Source organism: Asaia sp. As-1742 (assembly GCF_011753235.1).
GTDB lineage: Bacteria > Pseudomonadota > Alphaproteobacteria > Acetobacterales > Acetobacteraceae > Asaia > Asaia bogorensis_B.
Map to the genome: position 1 here is coordinate 13,842 of NZ_VWWA01000012.1, position 21,014 is coordinate 34,855.

Annotated in this window: 17 protein-coding genes and 1 tRNA gene; 6 read left to right on the forward strand and 12 right to left on the reverse strand. The window is 60.8% G+C overall.

Translation table 11 applies throughout. The annotated features are described in order from the left end of the window. Positions 1-65: 65 nt before the first annotated feature. A complete protein-coding gene (locus F3J08_RS13915; RefSeq protein WP_166930732.1) occupies positions 66-983 on the reverse strand; it encodes a LytTR family DNA-binding domain-containing protein in 918 nt (305 codons plus the stop codon). A gap of 199 nt (positions 984-1,182) precedes the next feature. On the opposite strand from F3J08_RS13915, the gene F3J08_RS13920 reads away from it, so the two are divergent. Beyond that, positions 1,183-2,202 (forward strand): dienelactone hydrolase, encoded by a 1,020-nt coding sequence (locus F3J08_RS13920; protein ID WP_166930733.1) that lies wholly within the window; start codon positions 1,183-1,185, stop codon positions 2,200-2,202. Positions 2,203-2,342: 140 nt separating this feature from the next. On the opposite strand, the gene F3J08_RS13925 is transcribed toward F3J08_RS13920, so the two are convergent. Together F3J08_RS13925 and xseA are read right to left on the reverse strand one after the other, a co-directional pair. Then, positions 2,343-2,717, reverse strand: a complete 375-nt coding sequence (locus F3J08_RS13925; protein WP_122039085.1) for a hypothetical protein — start codon at positions 2,715-2,717, stop codon at positions 2,343-2,345. Continuing rightward, positions 2,714-4,165 carry an exodeoxyribonuclease VII large subunit gene (xseA, locus tag F3J08_RS13930; RefSeq protein WP_166930735.1) on the reverse strand — a complete coding sequence of 484 codons (1,452 nt, stop codon included), beginning with the start codon at positions 4,163-4,165 and terminating at the stop codon, positions 2,714-2,716. Before xseA ends, F3J08_RS13925 begins: the two co-directional genes overlap by 4 nt. Before the next feature lie 58 nt (positions 4,166-4,223). Here xseA and purD point away from each other — a divergent pair, with 58 nt between their 5' ends. Continuing rightward, positions 4,224-5,480: a phosphoribosylamine--glycine ligase gene (purD, locus tag F3J08_RS13935; RefSeq protein WP_166930737.1), complete on the forward strand. Its 1,257-nt coding sequence runs from the start codon at positions 4,224-4,226 to the stop codon at positions 5,478-5,480. 323 nt (positions 5,481-5,803) lie between these two features. Here the strand turns inward: purD and F3J08_RS13940 are convergent, their stop codons facing one another. Then, entirely contained in the window at positions 5,804-6,271 is a 468-nt protein-coding gene (locus F3J08_RS13940; RefSeq protein WP_146926484.1) for a hypothetical protein, read from the reverse strand. 193 nt (positions 6,272-6,464) lie between these two features. Here F3J08_RS13940 and F3J08_RS13945 point away from each other — a divergent pair, with 193 nt between their 5' ends. Next, positions 6,465-7,706: an acyltransferase gene (locus F3J08_RS13945; RefSeq protein WP_166930739.1), complete on the forward strand. Its 1,242-nt coding sequence runs from the start codon at positions 6,465-6,467 to the stop codon at positions 7,704-7,706. A 106-nt stretch (positions 7,707-7,812) separates the two neighbouring features. Here the strand turns inward: F3J08_RS13945 and F3J08_RS13950 are convergent, their stop codons facing one another. From F3J08_RS13950 to polA, 3 genes are read right to left on the reverse strand one after another with little or no spacing between them, the layout of a single operon-like run. Beyond that, the gene (locus F3J08_RS13950; protein ID WP_370458746.1) at positions 7,813-9,528 is read right to left on the reverse strand and encodes an ABC transporter substrate-binding protein; all 1,716 of its coding nucleotides are present in this window, start codon (positions 9,526-9,528) and stop codon (positions 7,813-7,815) included. A gap of 13 nt (positions 9,529-9,541) precedes the next feature. Next, the gene (locus F3J08_RS13955) at positions 9,542-10,168 is read right to left on the reverse strand and encodes an SCO family protein (RefSeq protein WP_166930741.1); all 627 of its coding nucleotides are present in this window, start codon (positions 10,166-10,168) and stop codon (positions 9,542-9,544) included. A 3-nt stretch (positions 10,169-10,171) separates the two neighbouring features. Further along, positions 10,172-12,931, reverse strand: a complete 2,760-nt coding sequence (polA, locus tag F3J08_RS13960; RefSeq protein WP_166930743.1) for a DNA polymerase I — start codon at positions 12,929-12,931, stop codon at positions 10,172-10,174. Positions 12,932-13,062: 131 nt separating this feature from the next. Between polA and F3J08_RS13965 the strand changes: the two genes are divergently transcribed. Both F3J08_RS13965 and F3J08_RS13970 read left to right on the forward strand, forming a co-directional pair. Beyond that, complete coding sequence (locus F3J08_RS13965) at positions 13,063-14,181, forward strand: alpha/beta fold hydrolase (RefSeq protein ID WP_240149367.1); 1,119 nt, start codon at positions 13,063-13,065, stop codon at positions 14,179-14,181. A 137-nt stretch (positions 14,182-14,318) separates the two neighbouring features. Beyond that, positions 14,319-14,395, forward strand: a tRNA-Arg gene (locus F3J08_RS13970). Positions 14,396-14,532: 137 nt separating this feature from the next. Here F3J08_RS13970 and F3J08_RS13975 read toward each other — a convergent pair. The 3 genes from F3J08_RS13975 to F3J08_RS13985 all read right to left on the reverse strand — a co-directional run bounded on the left by F3J08_RS13975 (position 14,533) and on the right by F3J08_RS13985 (position 16,389). After that, a complete protein-coding gene (locus F3J08_RS13975; protein WP_166930745.1) occupies positions 14,533-14,922 on the reverse strand; it encodes a heme-binding protein in 390 nt (129 codons plus the stop codon). A 214-nt stretch (positions 14,923-15,136) separates the two neighbouring features. Then, the gene (locus F3J08_RS13980; protein WP_240149368.1) at positions 15,137-15,475 is read right to left on the reverse strand and encodes a hypothetical protein; all 339 of its coding nucleotides are present in this window, start codon (positions 15,473-15,475) and stop codon (positions 15,137-15,139) included. Between the two features lie 599 nt (positions 15,476-16,074). Next, positions 16,075-16,389 carry a multidrug efflux SMR transporter gene (locus F3J08_RS13985; protein ID WP_166930747.1) on the reverse strand — a complete coding sequence of 105 codons (315 nt, stop codon included), beginning with the start codon at positions 16,387-16,389 and terminating at the stop codon, positions 16,075-16,077. A 251-nt stretch (positions 16,390-16,640) separates the two neighbouring features. On the opposite strand from F3J08_RS13985, the gene F3J08_RS13990 reads away from it, so the two are divergent. Continuing rightward, complete coding sequence (locus tag F3J08_RS13990; RefSeq protein ID WP_166930750.1) at positions 16,641-17,702, forward strand: oxidoreductase; 1,062 nt, start codon at positions 16,641-16,643, stop codon at positions 17,700-17,702. A gap of 49 nt (positions 17,703-17,751) precedes the next feature. Here the strand turns inward: F3J08_RS13990 and F3J08_RS13995 are convergent, their stop codons facing one another. After that, positions 17,752-19,278, reverse strand: coding sequence for a glycoside hydrolase family 32 protein (locus F3J08_RS13995; RefSeq protein WP_166930752.1), 1,527 nt, complete (start codon positions 19,276-19,278; stop codon positions 17,752-17,754). A 195-nt stretch (positions 19,279-19,473) separates the two neighbouring features. Continuing rightward, positions 19,474-20,949: a DUF2252 domain-containing protein gene (locus tag F3J08_RS14000; RefSeq protein ID WP_166930753.1), complete on the reverse strand. Its 1,476-nt coding sequence runs from the start codon at positions 20,947-20,949 to the stop codon at positions 19,474-19,476. Positions 20,950-21,014: the final 65 nt, after the last annotated feature.

The window sequence follows — 21,014 nt, forward strand, 5'->3', positions numbered from 1 at the left end:
CGTTGCTGTCAGGAAACGCCACCAAACGGTCATGCTCGATGAAGCGATTTCCCCATATCAACCCATCAGTGCGGAGCCGACTGCTTCACAGAATCCGCATCAACCGCAGGCAATGCGCCGAGCCACCCGGCTTCTCGCAAATGGGCAACCTGTGCGCGGGCTACAGGCACAACCAGCCCGTTGCAAAGATGCAGACGCAGGGATCTGGGCGTTCCCTCCCACCGCACGACCGCTCTTCGCGCTACCCACCAGCTACGATGAACCTGAAGCCCGTCACATCCCGACTGACGGGCAAGCGCATCGCGAAAAACCCCGTGAACCATCCGAGAACCAGCAGAGAGATGACAACGGATATAATGATCCTCCATTTGTAGCGCATCGATCCGGTCGGGGGGAGGAAACGTGTCGTCAATCTTCAGGCCGCCCCCTGCATCAAGCTCTACGAACGACACGGCAGGATCCTGAACATACTCCTCGCCACCGGGTAGCGGGTAATTTTCCGGCGTGAGTGAACGGCCATCGCGACGGTACTGCCGCAGCAATACGAGCAACACGACAGGCAAGGCAATCGCAAGGACCTGTAGATACCATACTCCCCAGCCTGGCAGCCTGGGCGCGACGTCTGGCCAGATCGCCACTGCGAGATCTCGTGTGATCAGGGTCTGGACAAGACTGAGAAGTCCCACACCAGCAAGGATTCCGACCCAGTAAGACACGCCCCTGCGTTTCATACCCACACGCCGCAGAAGCAAAAATGGCCCCGCGTAGAGGACCAATCCCGCCATGATGGAAGCGATCCAGTAAGCCACCCGATCGAATGTTCCGGGGTTCTGATAACTGCCATATGGCCCAAGAACACCAAGGAACAGCCCGGCTCCCACAGACAGAAGCAGGCCGCGCAAAAGAAATCGAGGACGCAGGTCAATGCCTCGAGTCACCATCTCACGCGGCTGGGAGGGGCGAAACGTCCGTTCATCTGTCATGCGCTGTGAGCCATTGCCTTCATCTCCCTCATTCCCGCGTCTCTGGCATCGTGCGTTACCCCTTTTGATGACGTGATCCGATCCAGCCCATAAGCCCTGCCAATCGGCATTTCTGCCCACTCGCCCGTTCACGAAAACCCGCTGGATGTGCAGGGTAATTGCGGGTTTCTGACCCTGTCTCAACAGGAGTCTGCCTCGCATGCCATTCCGCCTTTACGTTTGCCTTCTCTCGGTAATGCTCTTCCCCTGCCTCAATTCCGCAATGGCGGAGTCAGGAACGCGAGCCAACAACCCACAGCGGGTTGTTGGCTGCCAGCATATCGTCACCCCAGGGGGACTGGAACTGGGCCTCTGGTACCCAAGCAGCGGTACAACGCGTTTGCAGACGCTCGGCCCTTATGAACAGGAATGTGTCGCTGAGGGCCCCATACGCGACGAGAACCACGCCCTGATTGTCATCTCTCATGGAACAGGAGGCTCATGGACCAGCCATCTGGACAGCGCTGCCGCTCTCGCTCAGGCGGGTTATATCGTCGTCGCCCTGACTGAACCGGGCGATAACTGGCGAGACACATCACACGTGACCGATCTTGCAGGGCGCACCCGAGCCATGAGCGCAGCACTGACCTACATGCTTTCGGACTCGCCTCTCAGGACGCATATCGACAGCAACCGCGTCGGTGCTTTCGGATTCTCGGCTGGTGGTCTGACGGCCCTGCTGGCAGCCGGCGCACGACCTGATCTTGCACGCCTGCGCCCTTGGTGCATCGAACACGCCAAGAGCTTCACCTGCGCCCTTCTCGGCAAGCACACCCAACCAACGACTGGCAGTCTGCCCTCTCTGCTCGACCCACGGTTCAGAGCCATGTCGATCGCAGCGCCTGCTCTGGGTTTCACAATGACACGGAATGCGCTGGCGCAGGTCACTCTTCCGGTCCAGCTCTGGCAGGCCATGGATGACGCTGTTTTGCCTGCGCCGGGGTCGGTCGAGCCTGTACGCGACAATCTGCCGACTCCTCCCGAGTATCACCCTGTGCGCGGTGCCGGGCATTTCGATTTTCTTGCCCCGTGCCGCATAGGCTACGACGCAATGAGCATCTGTCAGAGTGCGCGGGGTTTCAGCCGCCCCGCGTTTCACGAGGCCCTTAACCGTGAGCTGATTGTGTTTTTCGACCGTACCCTGCTCGGAGATGTTCCCCGCCTTACTCCCAAACCCTGATTACAGTCGTGCCCGCTCGCGCAACGGTGAAGAGGCACGATGCCAGAGACGAAAGTCCCGACCCCAGAAATTCTCCACCGGTTACAACAGGATCGGCGTGACGGTCAGGGATGTATTATTTGCTTGTTGCTTTACCCAGCTCAGCGGCAAACGCTCGGTGCGCCGGTCGCTGCGATATACGTGCCCGTCAGCGGGTTGAAGCAGGCGTTTTGCGGGCAGGTACTGCCTGAGGCCAGACCGTCGCTGAAGACCTGCCCGCCCATGCGATTGGTTTCCTGCTGCACGGCACCGCAGAGGGGGGTACTGACCGGGGCCGAAGGATCATTGGTCAGTTGCGCCTCATTGGCGGGCAGCGGTGTTTCGCCGGTCAGGCCCGGTGCGAAGTCCTGCGGCGGGATACGCGCCTGGGTCTGGGCTTGAGCTGGCTGGGGCGCAGGCGTGTCGGCACAACCGGCCAGAAGCGAAACCCCAAGCAGACCGGCATGCGCGAGTGTGAGTGCAAAGCGCGTTCTCATAGTCCTAAATCCCCCTGTTCTTTCTTTTGCGTTCCCAGAGGGTCGAGCCGTCCCTGGCGCGTGCCATCTGCAAAACGAAGCGTAATGGCACCGCCACGTGGCCGTTCGGAAGCCGTTGTTACTGGCTTGCCTTGTGCATCCTGCACCAGTGCGTAACCGCGGGCCAGAACCGCCTCGGGCGACACGGCCTCAAGCCTGCCCACCATACCGGACAACCTCGCCCGATCGAGACCAAGACGAGCGCTGACCGTTTCGGTTCCAAGACGCGCATGCGTAAATGACGCGCGCTCCTGCTGCATGCGAAAACGGATGCCCGAAGCCAGAGCGGCGCTGGCCAGGCCAAGACGCGCCTGCTTCTGGCCCATGAAATGAGCGGCCGAGGGCATGCGCCCCTCAAGCGTCATCAGACGTTGCCGGGCTTTTGACGCCACCATGGGCAGGGCAAGCTCAAGACGCTGTCCGCGCTCGTCTAGCCTGAAACGCGCTGTTTCCAGCAATCCCGGCAGGTCGGGCAGGCGCGCAACGATCTGGTCATGTCTCGCCCGGGCCATTTGCAACTGCCGCGACAGGGCACCGGCAAGGCGTGCGCCGCGATGAGCCAGATCGGCCACCATCTCCGAACGAAGGGGAACGGCCATTTCAGCCGCCGCCGTGGGGGTGGGGGCGCGCTGATCCGACACGAAATCGATCAGGGTGGTATCGGTTTCGTGCCCGACCGCAGAGATCAGCGGAATGGGACAGGCCGCCACGGCGCGGAGAACCGACTCATCATTGAAGGCCATGAGGTCCTCCAGCGAACCGCCACCGCGCGCCACGATCATCAGATCGGGTCGGAGCGTTTCAGGCAGGGTCGGGCTCGAAAACCCTTCGATGGCCGCCGCTATCTGGGCCGCAGCGCCCTCACCCTGCACAGCCACGGGCCAGACCAGAACCGGGCGTGGAAAGCGGCGTGACAATGTGGTGAGAATATCGTGCAGTACCGCCCCGCGGCTCGATGTCACGAGCCCGATCAGCCGTGGCAGGAAGGGCAGCGGCTTCTTGCGCTCGCTGTCGAACAGCCCTTCGGCCAGAAGCTTCTGGCGCAGCTTCTCGATCTTGGCGAGAAGGGCTCCCTCACCCGCAAAACTCATCTGGTCGATGACAAGCTGATAGCTCGACCTGTCGCCATAGGCCGAAACGCGGCCGGTCGCGATCACCTCGACCCCGTTCTCGGGCACCATGCCAAGGCGTGAGACCGATCCGCGCCAGATCACGCCCGATATCTTGCCACCCTGGTCTTTCAGGGAGAGATAGATATGGCCCGAGGGATAGCGCTTGAGTTCGGTGATCTCACCGCGCACGCGCACGCGGCCGAAGCTGCCTTCGAGCGTACGCTTGATGGCGCCGGAAATTTCACTGACCGAATATTCAGGGACATTCCCGCTCGCGCTGTGATCGTTTTCGCTCATGAGCACAGTCTATGCTACGGAACGCGGGCTACGACCAGTCAGAACAGGAAGAATGACAATGCGGGTGTTACTTGTCGGATCAGGCGGACGCGAACATGCTCTGGCAGCCTGCCTCTCCCGCTCTCCGGAGCTGGAAACGCTCTTCATCGCACCGGGCAATCCGGGCATGCAGACGCTTGGTACGCTGGTCCCTCTTGCCGCCGACGATGTCACGGCCCTCGTGAATTTCGCCCGTGAACAGCGAATCGATCTCGTCGTTCCCGGCCCGGAAGCGCCGCTTGTTGCCGGTCTCGCCGATCTCTGCGCCGAAGCCGGCATTGCCTGCGCCGGGCCGAGCCAGGCCGCGAGTGCGCTTGAGGGCAGCAAGAGCTTTACCAAGGATGTGGCCGATGCCGCCGGCATTCCCACGGCACGATGGGAGCGTTTTGAGGAAGCAGAACCTGCCCTCGCCTTCGTGCGTCGCCGCGGTGCCCCCATTGTCATCAAGGCCGATGGTCTGGCCGCCGGCAAGGGTGTGATCGTGGCCCTGACGCTCGAAGAGGCCGAGGCCGCCATCATCGATATCCTGACCGATCGCAGTTTCGGTGCCGCGGGCGCCAGCATCGTGATCGAGGAATGTCTTGTCGGGCAGGAAGTCTCGCTGTTCGCCTTCTGCTCTGACGGTGAGGCTGTGCTGATTGGTGCCGCGCGCGACCACAAGCGCATTGGTGAAGGGGATACAGGGCCCAATACTGGAGGCATGGGTGCCGTGTCGCCGCCGCCCCATTTCGATCGTGATGCGCAGGAAAAGGCGCTCGATATCATGGTGCGCCCGATGCTGGCCGAGATGGTCCGGCGTGGGACACCCTTCAGGGGGATCATCTTTGCAGGGCTGATGCTGACCGAGGATGGCCCCAAGCTGATCGAATACAATGTGCGTTTCGGCGACCCCGAGGCACAGGCCCTGCTGATCCGCCTGCAATCGGATCTGCTGCCCGTGCTCAAGGCCTTGGCCGAGGGACGCCTTGATGACGCCGCCATCAGTTTCACAGATGAGGCCTCGATTTCGGTCGTGCTGGCGGCGCGTGGCTATCCGGGCACCCCTTCCAAAGGCGGGGTGATACGGGGCATCGAGCGGGCCGATGCTGTGCCAGGCGTACAGGTGTTTCAGGCCGGCACAGCCATGCAGGACGGTAAGCTCGTCGCTTCCGGTGGCCGCGTCCTGACCGTGTGCGCCACAGGTGCAACGCCGGAAGAGGCACGGGCTCGGGCCTATCAGGGCGTCTCGGCTATAGACTGGGATGACGGGATCTACCGTCGCGATATCGGTCTCTGAAGCCAGACTGACCCGCCTGCAAATGCGTCGGGTCCGTTCGCAAGGCATCGACTTGGTCCTGGTGTCGGAACAGGCGAGGTAATTCTGCCTGCCGGATACGAAAGCCCAAGTCAGCGCCGGATCAAACCGGCCGCGTCAGGCTTCGGTCTGACCCGTGGCCGCATCCGCCTGAGGGACGGCGCGCGCGTGTGAGCCCATAAACACAATGCGCAAAGGCATGCGTACTCCTCTCCCTCGCCGGGATAGGAGTCGCCTTACGCAAGGATACGGTGAGCCTTCTTCCCGGCCCGGCAATCAGACCGGACCGGGAGGGCTTTGAGGCCCTAGTGGTATTCCGTCATTTCGACAGGGGCCGTGGGCTCAAGGAACGACGGGTCCATCTGGCTTTCCTGCGCAAGCGACGTGGTCTCATGATGTTGTCCTTCTTCCGAGCCCTTTACATCCAGCGGGGCATGGTCATTGAGGATTTTCCTGATCTTGGCTTCGTTCAGCGTAGATGACGCGACGGCAACCAGCACAGGCTCGTTCCGCGCGCGGCTCTCATGATAGAGCGCCACCTGATGCGCCTTGTCTGAAGCCGGGGATGGATGATCATTGATCAGCCACGTCCACACGCCCGGTGGACGATGAAGCTCGTTGCCCGTTCGCATGGCCTCGGCAGGGGCATCGCCTGCATGCAGGGGATATTGGTGGATTGTCTCTGATGGAATGTCACAAACCAGAAGGTCATCAACAGCGATCTGGGCATGACGGGCGGTATCGAATACCGCCATGATCGTATGCTGCATCATCGTGTTCTCCATGACGCCGTGACGGCACGGCGGCGACCTCAAGATAGCGAAAATAACGTTATGAGTCCCATATATCACGTTATATTGAAGTTATAGATAACATTTCTTTTCTGTTGCCGCGCCTGAGGATCCACTGACGCGACGAGGATGGGCCGCGCTCGCGTCGCATCAGCCATCATGGTGCCACGATGGGATGTCAGGTCGCAGCGTCATCATCCCTGCCGAGCTTTGCCACATCATGAGCGCGCCTCCGCGTCCCCTGTTTCCTTCCGCCATGCCTCTCTCTTGCGCCGCCCAAGAAGCGCAGGACGAGATCAACCCGCGTCGCAATGACGGGATTGATTGCCTGCGCGGGATCGCCATTCTGCTGGTGGTCATTCATCATCTCGCCCTGCGTTTTCCCCTCACGGAAACCGGTCTTGCGAGCGTCATGCCTTATCGCGTGCTGAGGATGCTGAACTGGGGCGGCATCAAGGGGGTGACGATGTTCTTCGTCGTTTCCGGCTTCCTGATCACGGATCACATGATCAGACGCTACGGCCGTCCTGCCGCGCTCGACTGGCGCGCCTTCTCGGGCCGACGTGCTGCACGTATCCTGCCCTGCCTTCTTGCCCTCATCGCCATCTGCTGCACGCTTGGTGCGCTGCATGTGCCAAGCTTCGTGCCGGACCATCCGGGACAAAGCCTCGGTGGGGCAGCCTTTTCCGCCCTGTTCATGCATCTGAATGTCTATGAGGGCCGCACAGGATATCTGCCGGCTTATTGGGATGTGCTGTGGTCACTCTCGGTCGAGGAAGTTTTCTACCTTGCCTTCCCGCTGATCTGCCTGAGCCTCGGTCGTTCGAGAACAACCCTGCTGATCTGTGCAGCACTCCTCGCGCTCGCCGCGCCGTATTTCGAGTGGCAACTGCGTGATGCCACTGAGATATGGCAGGAAAAGGCCTATGGCCCCGGCATGAGCGCCATCGCCACGGGCGTGTTCGCGGCTCTGGTCGCAAGGCTGGCTTTGCATGGGCGTTATCAACTGGCTGTCACGATGGCCGGTTCAGCAGGCCTCGCCAGTATGGCGCTTTATCTTTTGCAGGGGGGCTGGTGCTGGTCCCTTTTCGGGCTCGCGACACCCTTGTTTTTCAATACGGCCATAGGCCTGTGTGTCTGGGCTTTCGCCAGGGAATGGGGGGCCGCATACACAGGGCGACATACACTCTGGCTGCGTCGCTGGGGACAAGACAGCTATGAAATCTATCTCAGCCATATGTTCATCGTCATGCCCGTCGTCGGGCTCACCCGGTTATCAGGGCTCGATACCGGCTGGGCATGGCTGATCTACCCCCCGACCCTGCTTGCTGTATTCGGCCTCGGCCGCGTGATCAGCCTCGGTTTTTCACAGCCGCTCGACAAACGGCTGCGTGGCTGGCCAGGCGCCACCCCATGAAAGCTGTGATCGTTTGGACGAGAGCGTGAGAGCATCTGAGCGCACTTTTCAGACAGTGCCTGAACGACCACGCCCTTTGAGGAACCGGAGTGCGGGTTGCGCGAGCCTATTGCACCCAGACCTGCGAGATCAGCATGTGGTTGAGCAATGAGTAGTGATAATTCCCCAGACGTTTCGAGACGAAATCCACATAGCGCATCTGAATGAGCGGTATGACGGCGCTCTGCTCCATCGCCAATGTGCCTGCCTGTTCCCACAGCGTGCGAGCCTGCCCTGCATCAAGACTGTGCTCGGCCTGTGTCATGAGCGCCTGAAGCCCGGGATGGCAGAGCCCGCTCGCATTTGTCGCGCTGTCAGAGTGAGAGCGTGCGTTGTCGCAACCCAGCAAGGCATCGAGAAAAGTCGAGGGTGACGGGTAATCCGCATACCAGTAAGCCAGGCTGATCTGCACGTGATTGTCTGAATTGCGGGCATAGCCTTCCGCCGTGGCGGGTGTCATGGGGCGCACGCTGGCCTGAAATCCCAGGGATTGCAGCATGTTCCGCAGATAGACCCCCATTGCCAGTCCAACAGCCTGATTGGGCACGACAAGCGTCACGCTTTGCCCCGCATGGCCACTCTGGCGGATAAGTGCCCGGGCCCGATCGATATCGGGTCCCTGCCATTGTCCGGAATCGGATAGCCGCCCAAACCGGCATGGAATATCGGCCCCGGCGATACCATGAGGCACAATCTGGCAGAGCGGCTCGGCAATGGCCGAACCGCCATAGAGAATGGTCATCGCATGGCGGTCGATCGCATGATTGATGGCCTGCCTGACAGCAAGCGAGTCAAAAGGCGGCTCATGCACATTCAGGGCCAGATAATACAGGCCAAGAAGCGGCTGCAGATGCACCTGATCGGTAAACCGACTGCCCAGCTCGCCCAGCCGGTCCTGCGGCTTGGCATCGAGCATGGAGTCATACTGACCCTGCTCGATGGCGGTCACCTCGGCCTCATCCGACAGGCCGAAATCATAATCGATCCGATCGACATAGCCTTCGCTCTGCGCGGCCGGATTCCAGACCCTGAAATAGGGATTACGCCCGATTTCCATCCGACGCGACGGATCATAATGCGTGATCCGATACGGCCCTGTGCCCGGTAGGGGCGTCAGCGCCGATTCCGTCGCCGGGGCATCCCTGGGCAGGATCACAGCATGAGGAAAAGCGAGCTTCTGGAGAAATTCACCGTCAGGGGCGTCGAGCCGGATGGTAATACGCCGCGTCGCCGGATCGGTCGTCACCCCCTCGAGACGGCAATGGGCGGGATCGGCAAGGCAGGCCTTGGCTCCGGTAATATTGCCATAAAAGGACAAGGCGGTGGGGCTACCCACCTTGTAGATGCGACGCAGCGATGCCGCCACATCTTCTACAGTTACCGGCGCGCCATTTGAAAAGCGTATCCCCTCACGCAGGCGAAACGCCCACACCAGACCATCCGCGCTCACCTCGGGCAGCGCCTCCGCAAGATCCGGCACAACCTCGAGCCCGCGCGTTCCGTCAGCCTGACGATAGGTCACGAGCCCGTCATACATGTTGACGAAAAGCTGGATATATTCGCTGGTGTAATTGATTTGCGGGTCCAGTGTACCGCCCGGCGCATCGGCGGTCAGTCGCAACGCACCACCGCGATGAGTACTGCCTTGCGTAATGCCATCCGACATCGCGGGCGATGCTTCCTCTGCCCCTGGGGGCGCCGCCTGTGCTTGCTGGCCATGAAGGAAGGGCGCCAGAAGAAGGGCGCCCAGCCCGGCAAGGATGAGACCGTAACGCCCTCTCACGCTGCGCTACTCTTCAGCCGCGATGAGCAAGCTGATGGATGCGCGTCACCAGCGCCTCGGTCCCTGCTGTCGAATCGACCGTCCCGGCATAACGCCCTTGCGGGTCCATGATCACAATACGCGGGGCCGGGAGATGATAGGCTGCACCATCTTCGGCATGAACCATCTCGTTGGGTGCGTGAAATTCCTTCGCCACCCTGTCGATCATGCTAGGTGAACCCGTGAGCGGCACGACATGATCGCCCAGAGGCAGGGCGTATTTCTTGAGGTCGTCTGATTCATCGTGAAGCGGGTCGAGTGTGATGGCCAACGGGGCAACCCTCACCCCCTCGCGCGCAAGAGCCAGCTTGGTATCACTCATGGTTTTCAGCACCGGGCCACACAGCCCCTTGGGACAATGCGTATCGAAGAACCAGACCAGGACCCAGTTCCCCTTGAAATCGCCCTCGGTGACATTGCCCTCTCCAAGTGCAACCAGTCGATAACTACCGCCGATCTCGTTCCCCTGGGTCGAAACCGTGCTGCCGAATTTTTCCGAGAGACGATACCCGCTCCAGCTGAGCGCCAGAGCGAGAATGAGCACGACAATGGCAAGACGCGGGGCAGTCCAGGTCTTACGGGGTGTACGGTTCTTGTTCATTGCTTAATGTGCTTCCGCCCAGTTCTTGCCAATGCCTGTTTCTACAACCAGCGGCACACTCAGTGTCGCGGCCTGCTCCATCTCGATACGGACGAATTCTGCCAGAGCTTCGGCTTGGTCAGCCCGGACCTCGAACAGCAATTCATCATGCACCTGAAGCAGCATTCTGGCGTCCAGCCCGCTCTGTGGCAAGCGCCGCCCCAGACGCACCATGGCGCGTTTGATGATATCGGCAGCCCCGCCCTGCAGGGGGGCGTTGATGGCCTGACGCTCCGCATAAGCGCGTCTGGCCCCGTTCTTTTCGCCAATCCCCGGCACGTAGCACCGACGCCCCAGCGGCGTGGTGACATAACCATCACGCTTGGCATCATCCTTGGTACGATCCATGTAATCGCGGATACCCGGATAGCGGGCAAAATATGCATCGATATAACGACGCGCCTCACCGGCAGGTATGCCAAGCTGACGCGCCAGCCCGAAAGCCGAAATGCCGTAGATGATGCCGAAATTGATGGCCTTGGCGCGCCGACGCGTCAGCGGGTCCATATTCTCGAGCGGCAGATTGAACACCTCGGCAGCCGTGCGGGCATGGATATCCTGCCCCAGCGTGAATGCTTCCTTCAATGGGCCGATATCGGCCACCTCGGCCAGAAGGCGCAGTTCGATCTGGGAATAATCCGCTGAAACCAGCACATAGCCCTCTTCCGCAATGAAGGCACGGCGGATGCGGCCGCCTTCCTCGGTGCGGATGGGAATATTCTGCAGGTTGGGGTCGTTGGATGACAGACGGCCTGTGGTGGTGATGGCCATCTGGAACGAGGTGTGTACGCGATGGGTGCGCGCATCCATCTGCTGTACCAGCGCATCCGCATAGGTCGATTTCAGCTTGGCGAGCTGACGCCACGCCAGAATACGCGCGGGGAGTTCATGCCCGGCATCGGCCAGTTCCTGCAACACCGATGAATCCGTGCCCCACGCGCCTGCCTTGGTGCGTTTCCCACCGGGCAGGTTCATTTCGTCGAACAGGATTTCACCCAGTTGCTTGGGCGACCCCAGATTGAAACTGCGCCCCGCCAGAGCATGGATCTCGATTTCCATCTCGGCCATGCGCGAGCCGAAATCGGCTGACATGCGGCGCAGTTCCGCTGCATCGAGCTTGACCCCCGCCTGCTCCATGTCTCTGAGGATGGCAACCAGAGGGCGTTCCATCTCCTCATAGAGCGCCAGCGCATGACGCTCGCGCAGGGCGGGTTTGAGAGCGAGCCACAGACGCAGCGTCACATCGGCATCCTCGGCCGCATACTCCGTTGCGCGGGCTATGGGTACCTGCGCGAACGGCACCCTGCTGCGCCCTGTTCCCGTGACGGAGTCATAGGAAATTGGCTCATGGCCCAGATGCAGGCGTGACAGTTCATCCATGCCCTGACCATGCTCACCCGCCGACTGGGCATAGGAAATGAGCATCGTGTCATCAATCGGTGCCACATTATCGATACCTGCGTGAGACAGCACGAGCAGGTCGTATTTGGCGTTCTGGAAAATCTTCAGCACCGAGTCATCGGCCAGAAGCGGGCGCAGGGCTTCGAGTACCTCTGCCACATCCAGCTGGCCGCCCGCGGGGTGCTCCAGCGTGCCCTCATGACGCAGCGGCACATAGGCCGCCTCGCCCGGTGCCACGGCCAGTGACAGGCCAATCAGCGTCGCCTGACGGGCATTGAGCGAGTCCGTCTCGGTATCGAAGGCAAAATACCCACGGCGCTGTGCGCGGGCGATCCAGTCCTTGAGTGTGTCGATGGACTGGATGGTTTCGTACGGGCCATAGGGCTTGTCGCCCCTGGTCGTATCCTCGGTTGCCTCGTGGGCCGTCGGCTCGACCTTGCCGACACCGCGTTTGCCAGCCAGCGCCCCCAGCCCCATGCGCTGGATGACCGAGTGGAACCCCATCTTTTCAAGGAAATCACGCAGGACGGGCGCGTCGGGCTCACGGCAGCCAAGGGCCTCGACGGGTTCGGGCAAGGGCACATCGCGTGCCAGCGTCACCAGCCGGAGCGAAATACGGGCGGCCTCGGCATGGTCGATCAGCGATTGCTGCCGTTTGGACTTCTTCATGTCGGGAGCGGCCGCGAGGATCGCCTCCAGCGTGCCGAATTCCTGCACCAGCTGGGCCGCACCCTTGGGCCCGATCCCCGGAACACCCGGCACGTTATCGGTCGGGTCGCCCATCAGGGCCTGCACATCGATCACACGCTCTGGCGGTACGCCAAACTTGGCCTCGACCTCTGCCAGTTTGATCGGCTTTTGCTTGATCGGATCGAGCAGGGCCACACGATCGCTCACAAGCTGCATCAGATCCTTGTCTGACGAGACGATCGTGCACTGACCGCCCTCTTGCTCGATGATTTCGGCATAGGAGGCGATGATATCATCCGCCTCGAACCCGGCCAGCTCGATCATGGGCACATTGAAAGCCCGCGTCGCATCGCGAATGAGCGGGAATTGCGGGCGCAGATCTTCTGGCGCTTCGGGACGATGCGCCTTGTACTGGGGGTAGATATCGTTGCGGAAGGTCTGGCGCCCGGCATCGAAAACAACGGCCAGATGCGTGCCGACATGATCGCGCAACAGACGTTGCAGCATATTGGTAAAGCCATACACCGCATTGACCGGCACCCCTTCGGGGCTGCTCATGGGCGGCAGCGCATGAAAGGCACGGAAAATGAAGCCCGAACCATCAACCAGAACCAGATGTTTCCCGGCGCTCATGCGGCAACCTGTATGATCGAGAATGACAAGCTGCGCATCTCCTTCTGCGGGTACGCCATCATATGGCGTCCCGGCGGGGCGGATTTACGCCCCTACTGGCCAGCGCGCCCAGAGGACGCAATACTCTCCCGATGATACGAGAGTTCCGCCCACATTCAAACCACCGTCGCAGGGTAACGGCGATCGATGCCCGCCCTGAGAAAGGCAAGGGCGCGTCCATTTCGCCACGGGCATGGCTCGCGCGCCTCGTTCCTGTTGTGATCTGTGGCCTGATCCTGTCGGGTTGCACCACCGCCCCACCCCGCCATGCGCCGCAACCACGCGGGCAGGAAGCCGCGCTTGTTTCTGCCTCAATGCATATCACCCTGTCTGACGGTGCCGTTGCGCCGCTGCGTGTATGGCCTGCCAAAGCGCCGATGCATGCCATCATTCTGGCACTGCATGGCTTTGGTGACAGTCGCGACGCCTGGGAATTCTCTGCACCACAGCTTGCCGCCTCGGGTATTGAAACCATAGCGCCTGATGCCCGAGGCTTTGGTGAAACAACCAGTCGCGGCCGCTGGAGCAGCACCGCAAGGCTGGTTCAGGATGCGCGCGAAGAGGCCCGCTTCATCCATGCCCGCAACCCAACCGTGCCGCTTTTCATCATGGGGGAAAGCATGGGGGGCGCGGTTGCGACAATTCTGGCGGCCGATCCGCAGGCAGCCCGCGAAGGCGCGGGGTTGAGCGGCGTCATTCTCGTCTCCCCCGCCATATGGCGCTTTGACCCCTTCTCACGCCTTGTTCTGCAGGGGCTCGACACCATCGCCCCGGACTGGGTCTTTACCGGCGCGCATGTGCCGGGGGAGCATATCGCCACCAACAACATTGCTGCCCTGCGCCGACTCTATTTCGACCCCCTCACCCTGCATGAATATCGTCTGGACACATTGCACGGGCTGGTTGAACTGATGGCCGCTAGCGAGGGCCAGGCCCGGAATGTCCAACTCCCAATGCTCGTCCTGTACGGCAATCATGACCAGATGATCCCGGCCCCGCCCATGGCCTCGTTCTGGCACCACCTGCCTGCGGGCGTGCGCAAGGATCTCATCCCCGGGGGTCACCATCTGCTGCTGCGCGACCGCAATGGGCGCAATGCGACGGGTGACATTGCCTCATGGATTTTGCACCCGGACCAGCTTCTCCCCTCTGGCGGCGATGCCGCCGCGGCAGCATGGATGGCGGGTGATCCGGGCCATTTCGGCCCCTGAGCTTTGCCCGACAAGACGCCTACCGCAAGGAGTGTTGAGAGAGCGCCTGCTCATAAAACAGCGATCACACGTCTGATCGACACCCGAAATTTGGGACTGGCGTGCTCTGGAAAATCTGGTTATGAAGCGATCCAGCGGGACCCGTAGCTCAGCTGGATAGAGCGTCGCCCTCCGAAGGCGAAGGTCGAAGGTTCGAATCCTTTCGGGTCCGCCATTTTCCGAAAATCACATTAGTTTCGACGGCCCTATAGCGCGCCATGTTTTCTGCGCGCTTTTCAGCCAAGGCAGAGTGTCCTTGCAGGCCAGCCCCCAACGATGCGAGGCGCTGGCGGGGGGCCGCAGAAGACCTGTTCAGCTTATGCCGAAGACCTTGATGGTTGCCTCGGCCAGACGGGCATCGGTCTCACCCTCCCCGCCGCTCAGTCCCAGCGCCCCGATGACCGCACCATTGACCATGATGGGTGCACCGCCACCCGCAGGCAGAACATTGGGCAGAGCAGCAATCATGGTCTTGCCCGCATGCAGGGCCTTTTCCATATCCTCGGTCGGGCGCAGGAAAAGGGCTGAGGTACGTGCCTTGGACAGGGCGAGCTCAATGCTTCCCAGCTGCGTCCCGTCATCCTTCTTGAAAGCCACCAGATGGCCACCGGCATCCACGACGGCAACCGCAACCCTCACGCCGCGCTCGCGGGCAATCTGCAAGGCGCGGTCGATATAATCCAGGGCGGTAGCGAGTTGCATCGGAGTTTTCTTTCTGAGTAGATCTGAAATCCGACTATAGGGACAAAAAGTCCGGACGTCCGATCACGCAACGGCGAAGATTGTTACGATAGCGATGTGCTCTCCTGCCACCGGCGCAGGACAGCCCTGATGCCCCACACCATGTCGTGTGACAGTGGCGCGTTCGGAAGAGGCTCGGCCTACTCCCCTTAAAATGCTGCTTCATATGACGCGTTCAGTGATGGATGAAACCCATGCCGGTCTGCAGGGCCGTGCGGGCCATTTCAGTCCAGAGCCCACCCATATGGGATCCCCCTCCATGTGATCCATGCGCGCCATCGCTCTGCTGCGCCTGATCATCAGCACCCGCGCTGTCATCCATGTCTGGCTGCGTATGAGATGCACATCCGCAAAAGATCAGAACAAGGCAGAAACCGAGTGTCCGGGCCTTATAGGCCAACGCTACGGAGCGTCTGGGCGCCTGCTCGCCATCATGAGACCGCCCCCCGGCGTACCGCCTTGCGCCGTTGTCTTCAGGGGCGATCAGCACGTCACACAGGCTAGGAGGAATCATCGCCCATATCCTTCCCCATCGGGAGGGGGTGGCGGGGGCGGACATCCATGCGGGGGATGGGGCCAGCGCTGCCCGTCTCCTGGTGGCGGCCCACGATCATCATCCGGCGGCGGGGGCGGGTGTCCGTCATCTCCCCCCGGAGGTCCCCTTCCGTCCCGTGGCGGCGGCGGGGGGCGTCTGCAACGCTGTTCCTGCCCGTCCTCCGGTCCGGCGGATGAGGTGGCGCCATAACCGGGCGAGGCCGTATAGACCTGCCCGTTATAGACCGTATTGTTCTGCGCAAGCGCCGCAGAAACCCACCCGGCTGAAACGAGCACAAGCAATGCGGATGTCGTGATCCGGAGTATCATGAAAGGGCGTGATCCGTCTGGCGATTGTCCTGCTCATTCTATGGCAGGGCGTTTCATACCGGACGAGGAACGAAGCGAAAGGGAATGTAACCGCCCCCATGCCTGCTCGCAGTCCACCAGGGGACGGGATGCGCGGTGACCTGAACGATCTTTGCGAGCGTGCAAGGATGGCGCGCGATCGCCCCGGACCAGCACAGCCCTTCGCAGCTCACGCCCAGGCTGGAGGGCGGAGCTATGAAAAGCCGCTTCTCACGTGGCCCATTTCATCAGAAGCAGGCCAGCGAGAATGAGAAGGGCCGCAATGCAGCGCAGAGGACTACCAGCCTCGCCAAAAAGCATGATCCCGATGATGAATGCCCCGATCGCGCCGATACCGGTCCAGATCATATAGGCAGTACCCAAAGGCAGGCTCTTCATTGCCCAGCCGAGAAGCCCGACACTCACCACCATGCCAATGACCGTGGCAAGGCTTGGCCAGAGGCGCGTGAAGCCCTCTGACTGCTTCATGGCCGCAGCCCAGAAAATTTCGCACATACCGGCAAGAAAAAGCGCGATCCACGCCATGACGGACCTCCTGAAACGGGTTTCGCCGGGCCGTCCCGGTCTTGAAGCTCGCATGGAGGCAGGAACGTCGTCACTGCTGAAGTCATCATAATCTGGCTGGAGACAGAGTTCAAATCGGCACGACGGGACAACTCGCGTCGTGCCATGGCGATTAACTCACCGAGACAACCGGCGGCCTATCGAGATTTCAGTTGCTTGGCCGTATGCCGGAACCGGAAAACGGATCGATGATACAAGGGGAGGAAATTCTCATGGCAGCACGCATCACGCAGGCGGCACTGGTCGGATATGGTTACGTGAGCCGTGTTTTCCACGCGCCTTTCATCGACTCCCTGCCCGAATGGAACCTGTATGGCATCGTGTCGAGCCGGGCCGATGAGGTCCGCGCAGACCACCCTGACTGCCGCGTCTATGACGATCCGCAGGCCGCTTTTACCGATCCGGCGATTGATCTGGTGGTGATCGCCACCCCCAATGATACGCATTTCCCGCTTGCCTGTGCTGCCCTGGCTGCGGGCAAACACGTCCTGCTGGAAAAGCCCTTCGCCCTGTCGCTCGATGAGGCGCGACAGATTATCGCAACGGCAGAACATCATGGGCGCGAACTCTGCGTCTTTCACAACCGCCGGTGGGACAGTGATTTCCTGACAATCCGCGCCGCATTGGCGCAGGGTGTCATTGGGCAGGTCCGTCATTTTGAATCAACCATCGATCGGTTCCGCCCTCAGGTGAGGGATCGCTGGCGCGAGGGGAAAGGCGCTGGTGCGGGTGTCCTGTTCGATATCGGTCCGCATCTTGTTGATCAGGCACTTCAGATTTTTGGTCTGCCCGAGCAGGTTCAGGCCTCCATCGCCCTCCAGCGTGACGGCGCCCTCAGTGATGACTGGGCTCATATCATTCTGGAATATGGCCCGACACGGGTCATCCTCCATACGGGTTCACTGGCGGCCGGAGGGGCCGTCCGCTTTCGTGTGCATGGCACGGGCGGCACCCTGATCAAGACACTTGGCGACCCACAGGAAGGGCAGCTCCGTGCAGGGATGAAGCCGGGCGAGAAAGACTGGGGACAGGACCCGGATCGCCTGCAGATCCACACCGATGAAACAAGCTTTCATGAAACCGACGCCCTGCCAGGTGACCAACGCGAATTATATCGCCGCCTTGCAAGGGCCCTGTCAGGCGAGGGCGCAAACCCGATCAGGCCAGTCGAAGCGCTCGCCGTCATGGCGGTGATCGAGGCAGCGGCCCAGTCGGCTCGGGAGAAACGGGCTGTTCCCCTCCCCCTGACGGAGGAGGAGAAAGCAGCTTACTGACCGCTCAGGTGATAAAGCAGGGGGCGGCAAGACTACCCCCTGCGGGACTTCAGAGCGTCGCTCGGCACATCGTCTTGTCGAGTGTGTAAATCTCGAGCGTTTCGATCGTGAACCCCGTCCCCTCGGTTACAAGACGCAGGCGGTCAAGCGGTCTGGCCGGGTAGACGAGCGCCGTCGCCGTTTCCAGATACTCATTGGCGTAGAGCTCAAGGGCGCAGCCATCGAGAAACAGATGCAGGTCAACACTGCGGGCATCGGGATAATAGGCCGTATTGACTGGCGCGGCGAAACGCCCCGTGAAGAACGGATGATCGAACCCGCGCAGCTTGCTGCGATCCAGCCAGATTTGCGAGGATGGCACATCATAACCGATCGACAGCTTCTCGCCTTCCTCGTTAGCGAAAGCCAGTTCGAAGCGATTGATTACAGGGCCATTCTGACCCGGCTCAGTCTGGCGATATTCATCGGCAGTCAGGCGAATGACAATCTCAATGGCCTTGCCCACCGGGAGAGGGATTTCCCGACGCGTTGACACGGCGAGATAACGGTTCGCCTCACTCAGAAGCGGGAGACGAAGTTTTTCCACGCCCCGTGGCTTCTGCACCAAACGCGGATAGCCATTGGTGTCCTGTATGATGGTCATGGAGCGCGGCAGTGACATCGCGCCGCGCCAATCCCGCGTCGGGAGTTCCTGACAGTACTGCCAGTTCCCCATCCAGGCGATATTGACCGCCTCGGAATCCGGCATGTTGCTCCACACCTGCAGGGCATAGGCATCCTTGGCGAAATCGGTCAGGCGGAGGATCGCATCGCAGGGTGTAAACACCGCGCCATCGAAATCACCGATAAAGTACTGCGTGACGCTGCCCCCCATCGGGCTGCCCGGATTGATCGAGACAAACAGCACCCAGCGCATGGCGCCGGCCTCGTCCCTCACCTGAATGAGGTTGGGACATTCATAGTTGACGGTCGGCAGTCCCGCGGGGCCAAAATGGCTGAGATGCGTCCAGTGGATCAGATCATTCGAGGCATAAAAACCGATGCGATGATGATCGACCTCGGCAATGACCATCACCCATTTCTGCGTGGGCTCGTGAAAGATCACCTGGGGGTCGCGGAAATTCGGACTGCCGATGTCGAGAACGGGATTACCCGCATACTCCTCGAAGCTCTGGCCGTTATTGTCACTGATTGCGAGATACTGGCTCTGTCGTGTCGGCAGGGAGCGCGTGTAGAGCGCTGCGATGTTGGTGCCATGGGCATTGGCAAACAGGCCCGACCGATTGTCACGATCGAGCACGGCACAACCTGTATAGGCCTGACCGTCAACCGTATCAGGTACGGCGATTGGCTGGTCTTTCCAGCTCAACAGATCCGTGCTCGTGGCATGGCCCCAGCAGATATTGGCTGAATACGCGGCGTCAGGGTTATGCTGGTAATAAAGATGATATTGCGTGCCATCGAAAACGAGTCCGTTCGGATCGTTCATGAAGCCCGTGGGAGGCGTGAAATGAACTGAGGGTCGATACAGCTTGCCCGCCAGAGCGACGGAACATTCGGTTTTCCGGTCAGTCATGTTTTTCCAAGATCTTGTTGAAGATTATTTATGAAAACAGCCCCTTTTCGGTCAGGGACAAAACATAGATAATGGCAAAATGCCAATATGTCAATAATTCATAAATCAGCCGAACCTTGTTACCAGGCCAGCCAACGGGGCGGCGCGGTGTTTCCGCTCCTCTTACTTTGCCTCTGACCGACGGTTGAGGGGCTACTATGCGCTTCTGCCTCGCCCCGCACGCCGCTTGGTGCCCTGCCCCGCACCCCGGCTCTTTTTCCGGTCTTTCGTTTCGCCAGTTACGCTAAGCCTGCCCGCATCGATCGCCGCGTTGAAGTCTTCCCAGTCCTTGCGCGTCTGGCCAGCGTAAGCCTCGGCAAAATCGGCTATCGCTTCTGCAAAGCTGTCGCTGCTGCCCAGATAACCCGCAATCTCCGCCACATCGCCCGATCGCGCATGAGCACGTGCGAGCGCCCTGCCGCACAGGGCGGCATAATCATCCAGCCCTTCCTGCGCCACATCCGCGCCAATAGCGGCAAGACGACTATCCTTGAGGCGCCGGACATAGAACTGCCTGTTCGAGCCATCAGGCGTATGACGCGAGCGCTTGGTGTTCGTTGTATGGGTCCAGCCAAGAAACCTGTCTGAAGAAGCCTGCATCAGGCGCTGGCCTTCCACCACGCGTTGCCCCTGATTATCGTAGTGAGGCTCCCCGCAATAAGCCGCGAGCACTGATTCCTGCGCCTCCTTGATCTGCAGCAGCAGGGTTTCGCCATCGGCCGTGGCAAACAGGCCAATCGCGCAGTAAGTGCCGACGCTTCCGACCCCTACAACCTTGAACAGCACATCGTTCAGACGGTAGCGCGACAGCAGCACAGCGCGTTCAGGGGGCTGGGTGGCGATGTAACGTGCGAAGGCCTGGTGGATGGTCTCGTCCTCGTCAGGAAGACGGACCACCAGCGGCGGTTTGACACGCAGGCTGGGCGTGTTCTTGTCGAATGACACCAGACCGAAATGGTTACGCGCGCTCTCAAGCCGCGCTTCCAGACGCTCACGCACGCCCTTGCGTGTATGCTTGTCGGAGAAATCGGCTATGGCGGCTGCAAGATCGATCCGGTCGGACCAGATTTCCAGCGGGCTCATTGGCGCAAGACGGGCCATCTCATCCTGATAGGTCCGCACGGCCAGAAAAGCGTTATGCCGCGCCTGTCTGTCAGCCGCCCCTGCCTCGCCGCTTGCAAGAACCAGCGACGTTGCAAGACGCTTGATGTCCCATTCGAACGGGGCAGGACAGGTCTCGTCAAAATCATTGATGTCAAAAACGGCTATACCATCAGCCGAGGCATAGGCCCCGAAATTGGCCATATGGCAGTCACCACAGCTTTGCACATACGGCCCGCTGGCGACGGTATGGGCCAGATCGGCGGCCATGACGATGGCGCTCCCTCGCATGAAGGCAAACGGAGACGCACGCATACGCTCATAACGGATTGGCAGCAGGTTCTGGATACGGCTCTTACCCTGCCTGACAAGCAGATCGACCGGATCGACCCGATCCGAAGGCGGCTCCCATGCGGCGTGGGCGCTGCGGGGCACGGTTTTCCGCAGGCCCTGCCCCGCCTCATGGCGGGCATCGCGTGTCTCGAAAACGGATGTGGCGATGGAAGCGGGCGGTTGCGGAAGTTCAGCCATGCGAAAAGCAGCCTCGTATCGGTCGGGAGGTCCCCAGTCTTCCAGATGACATCCAATGATACAAT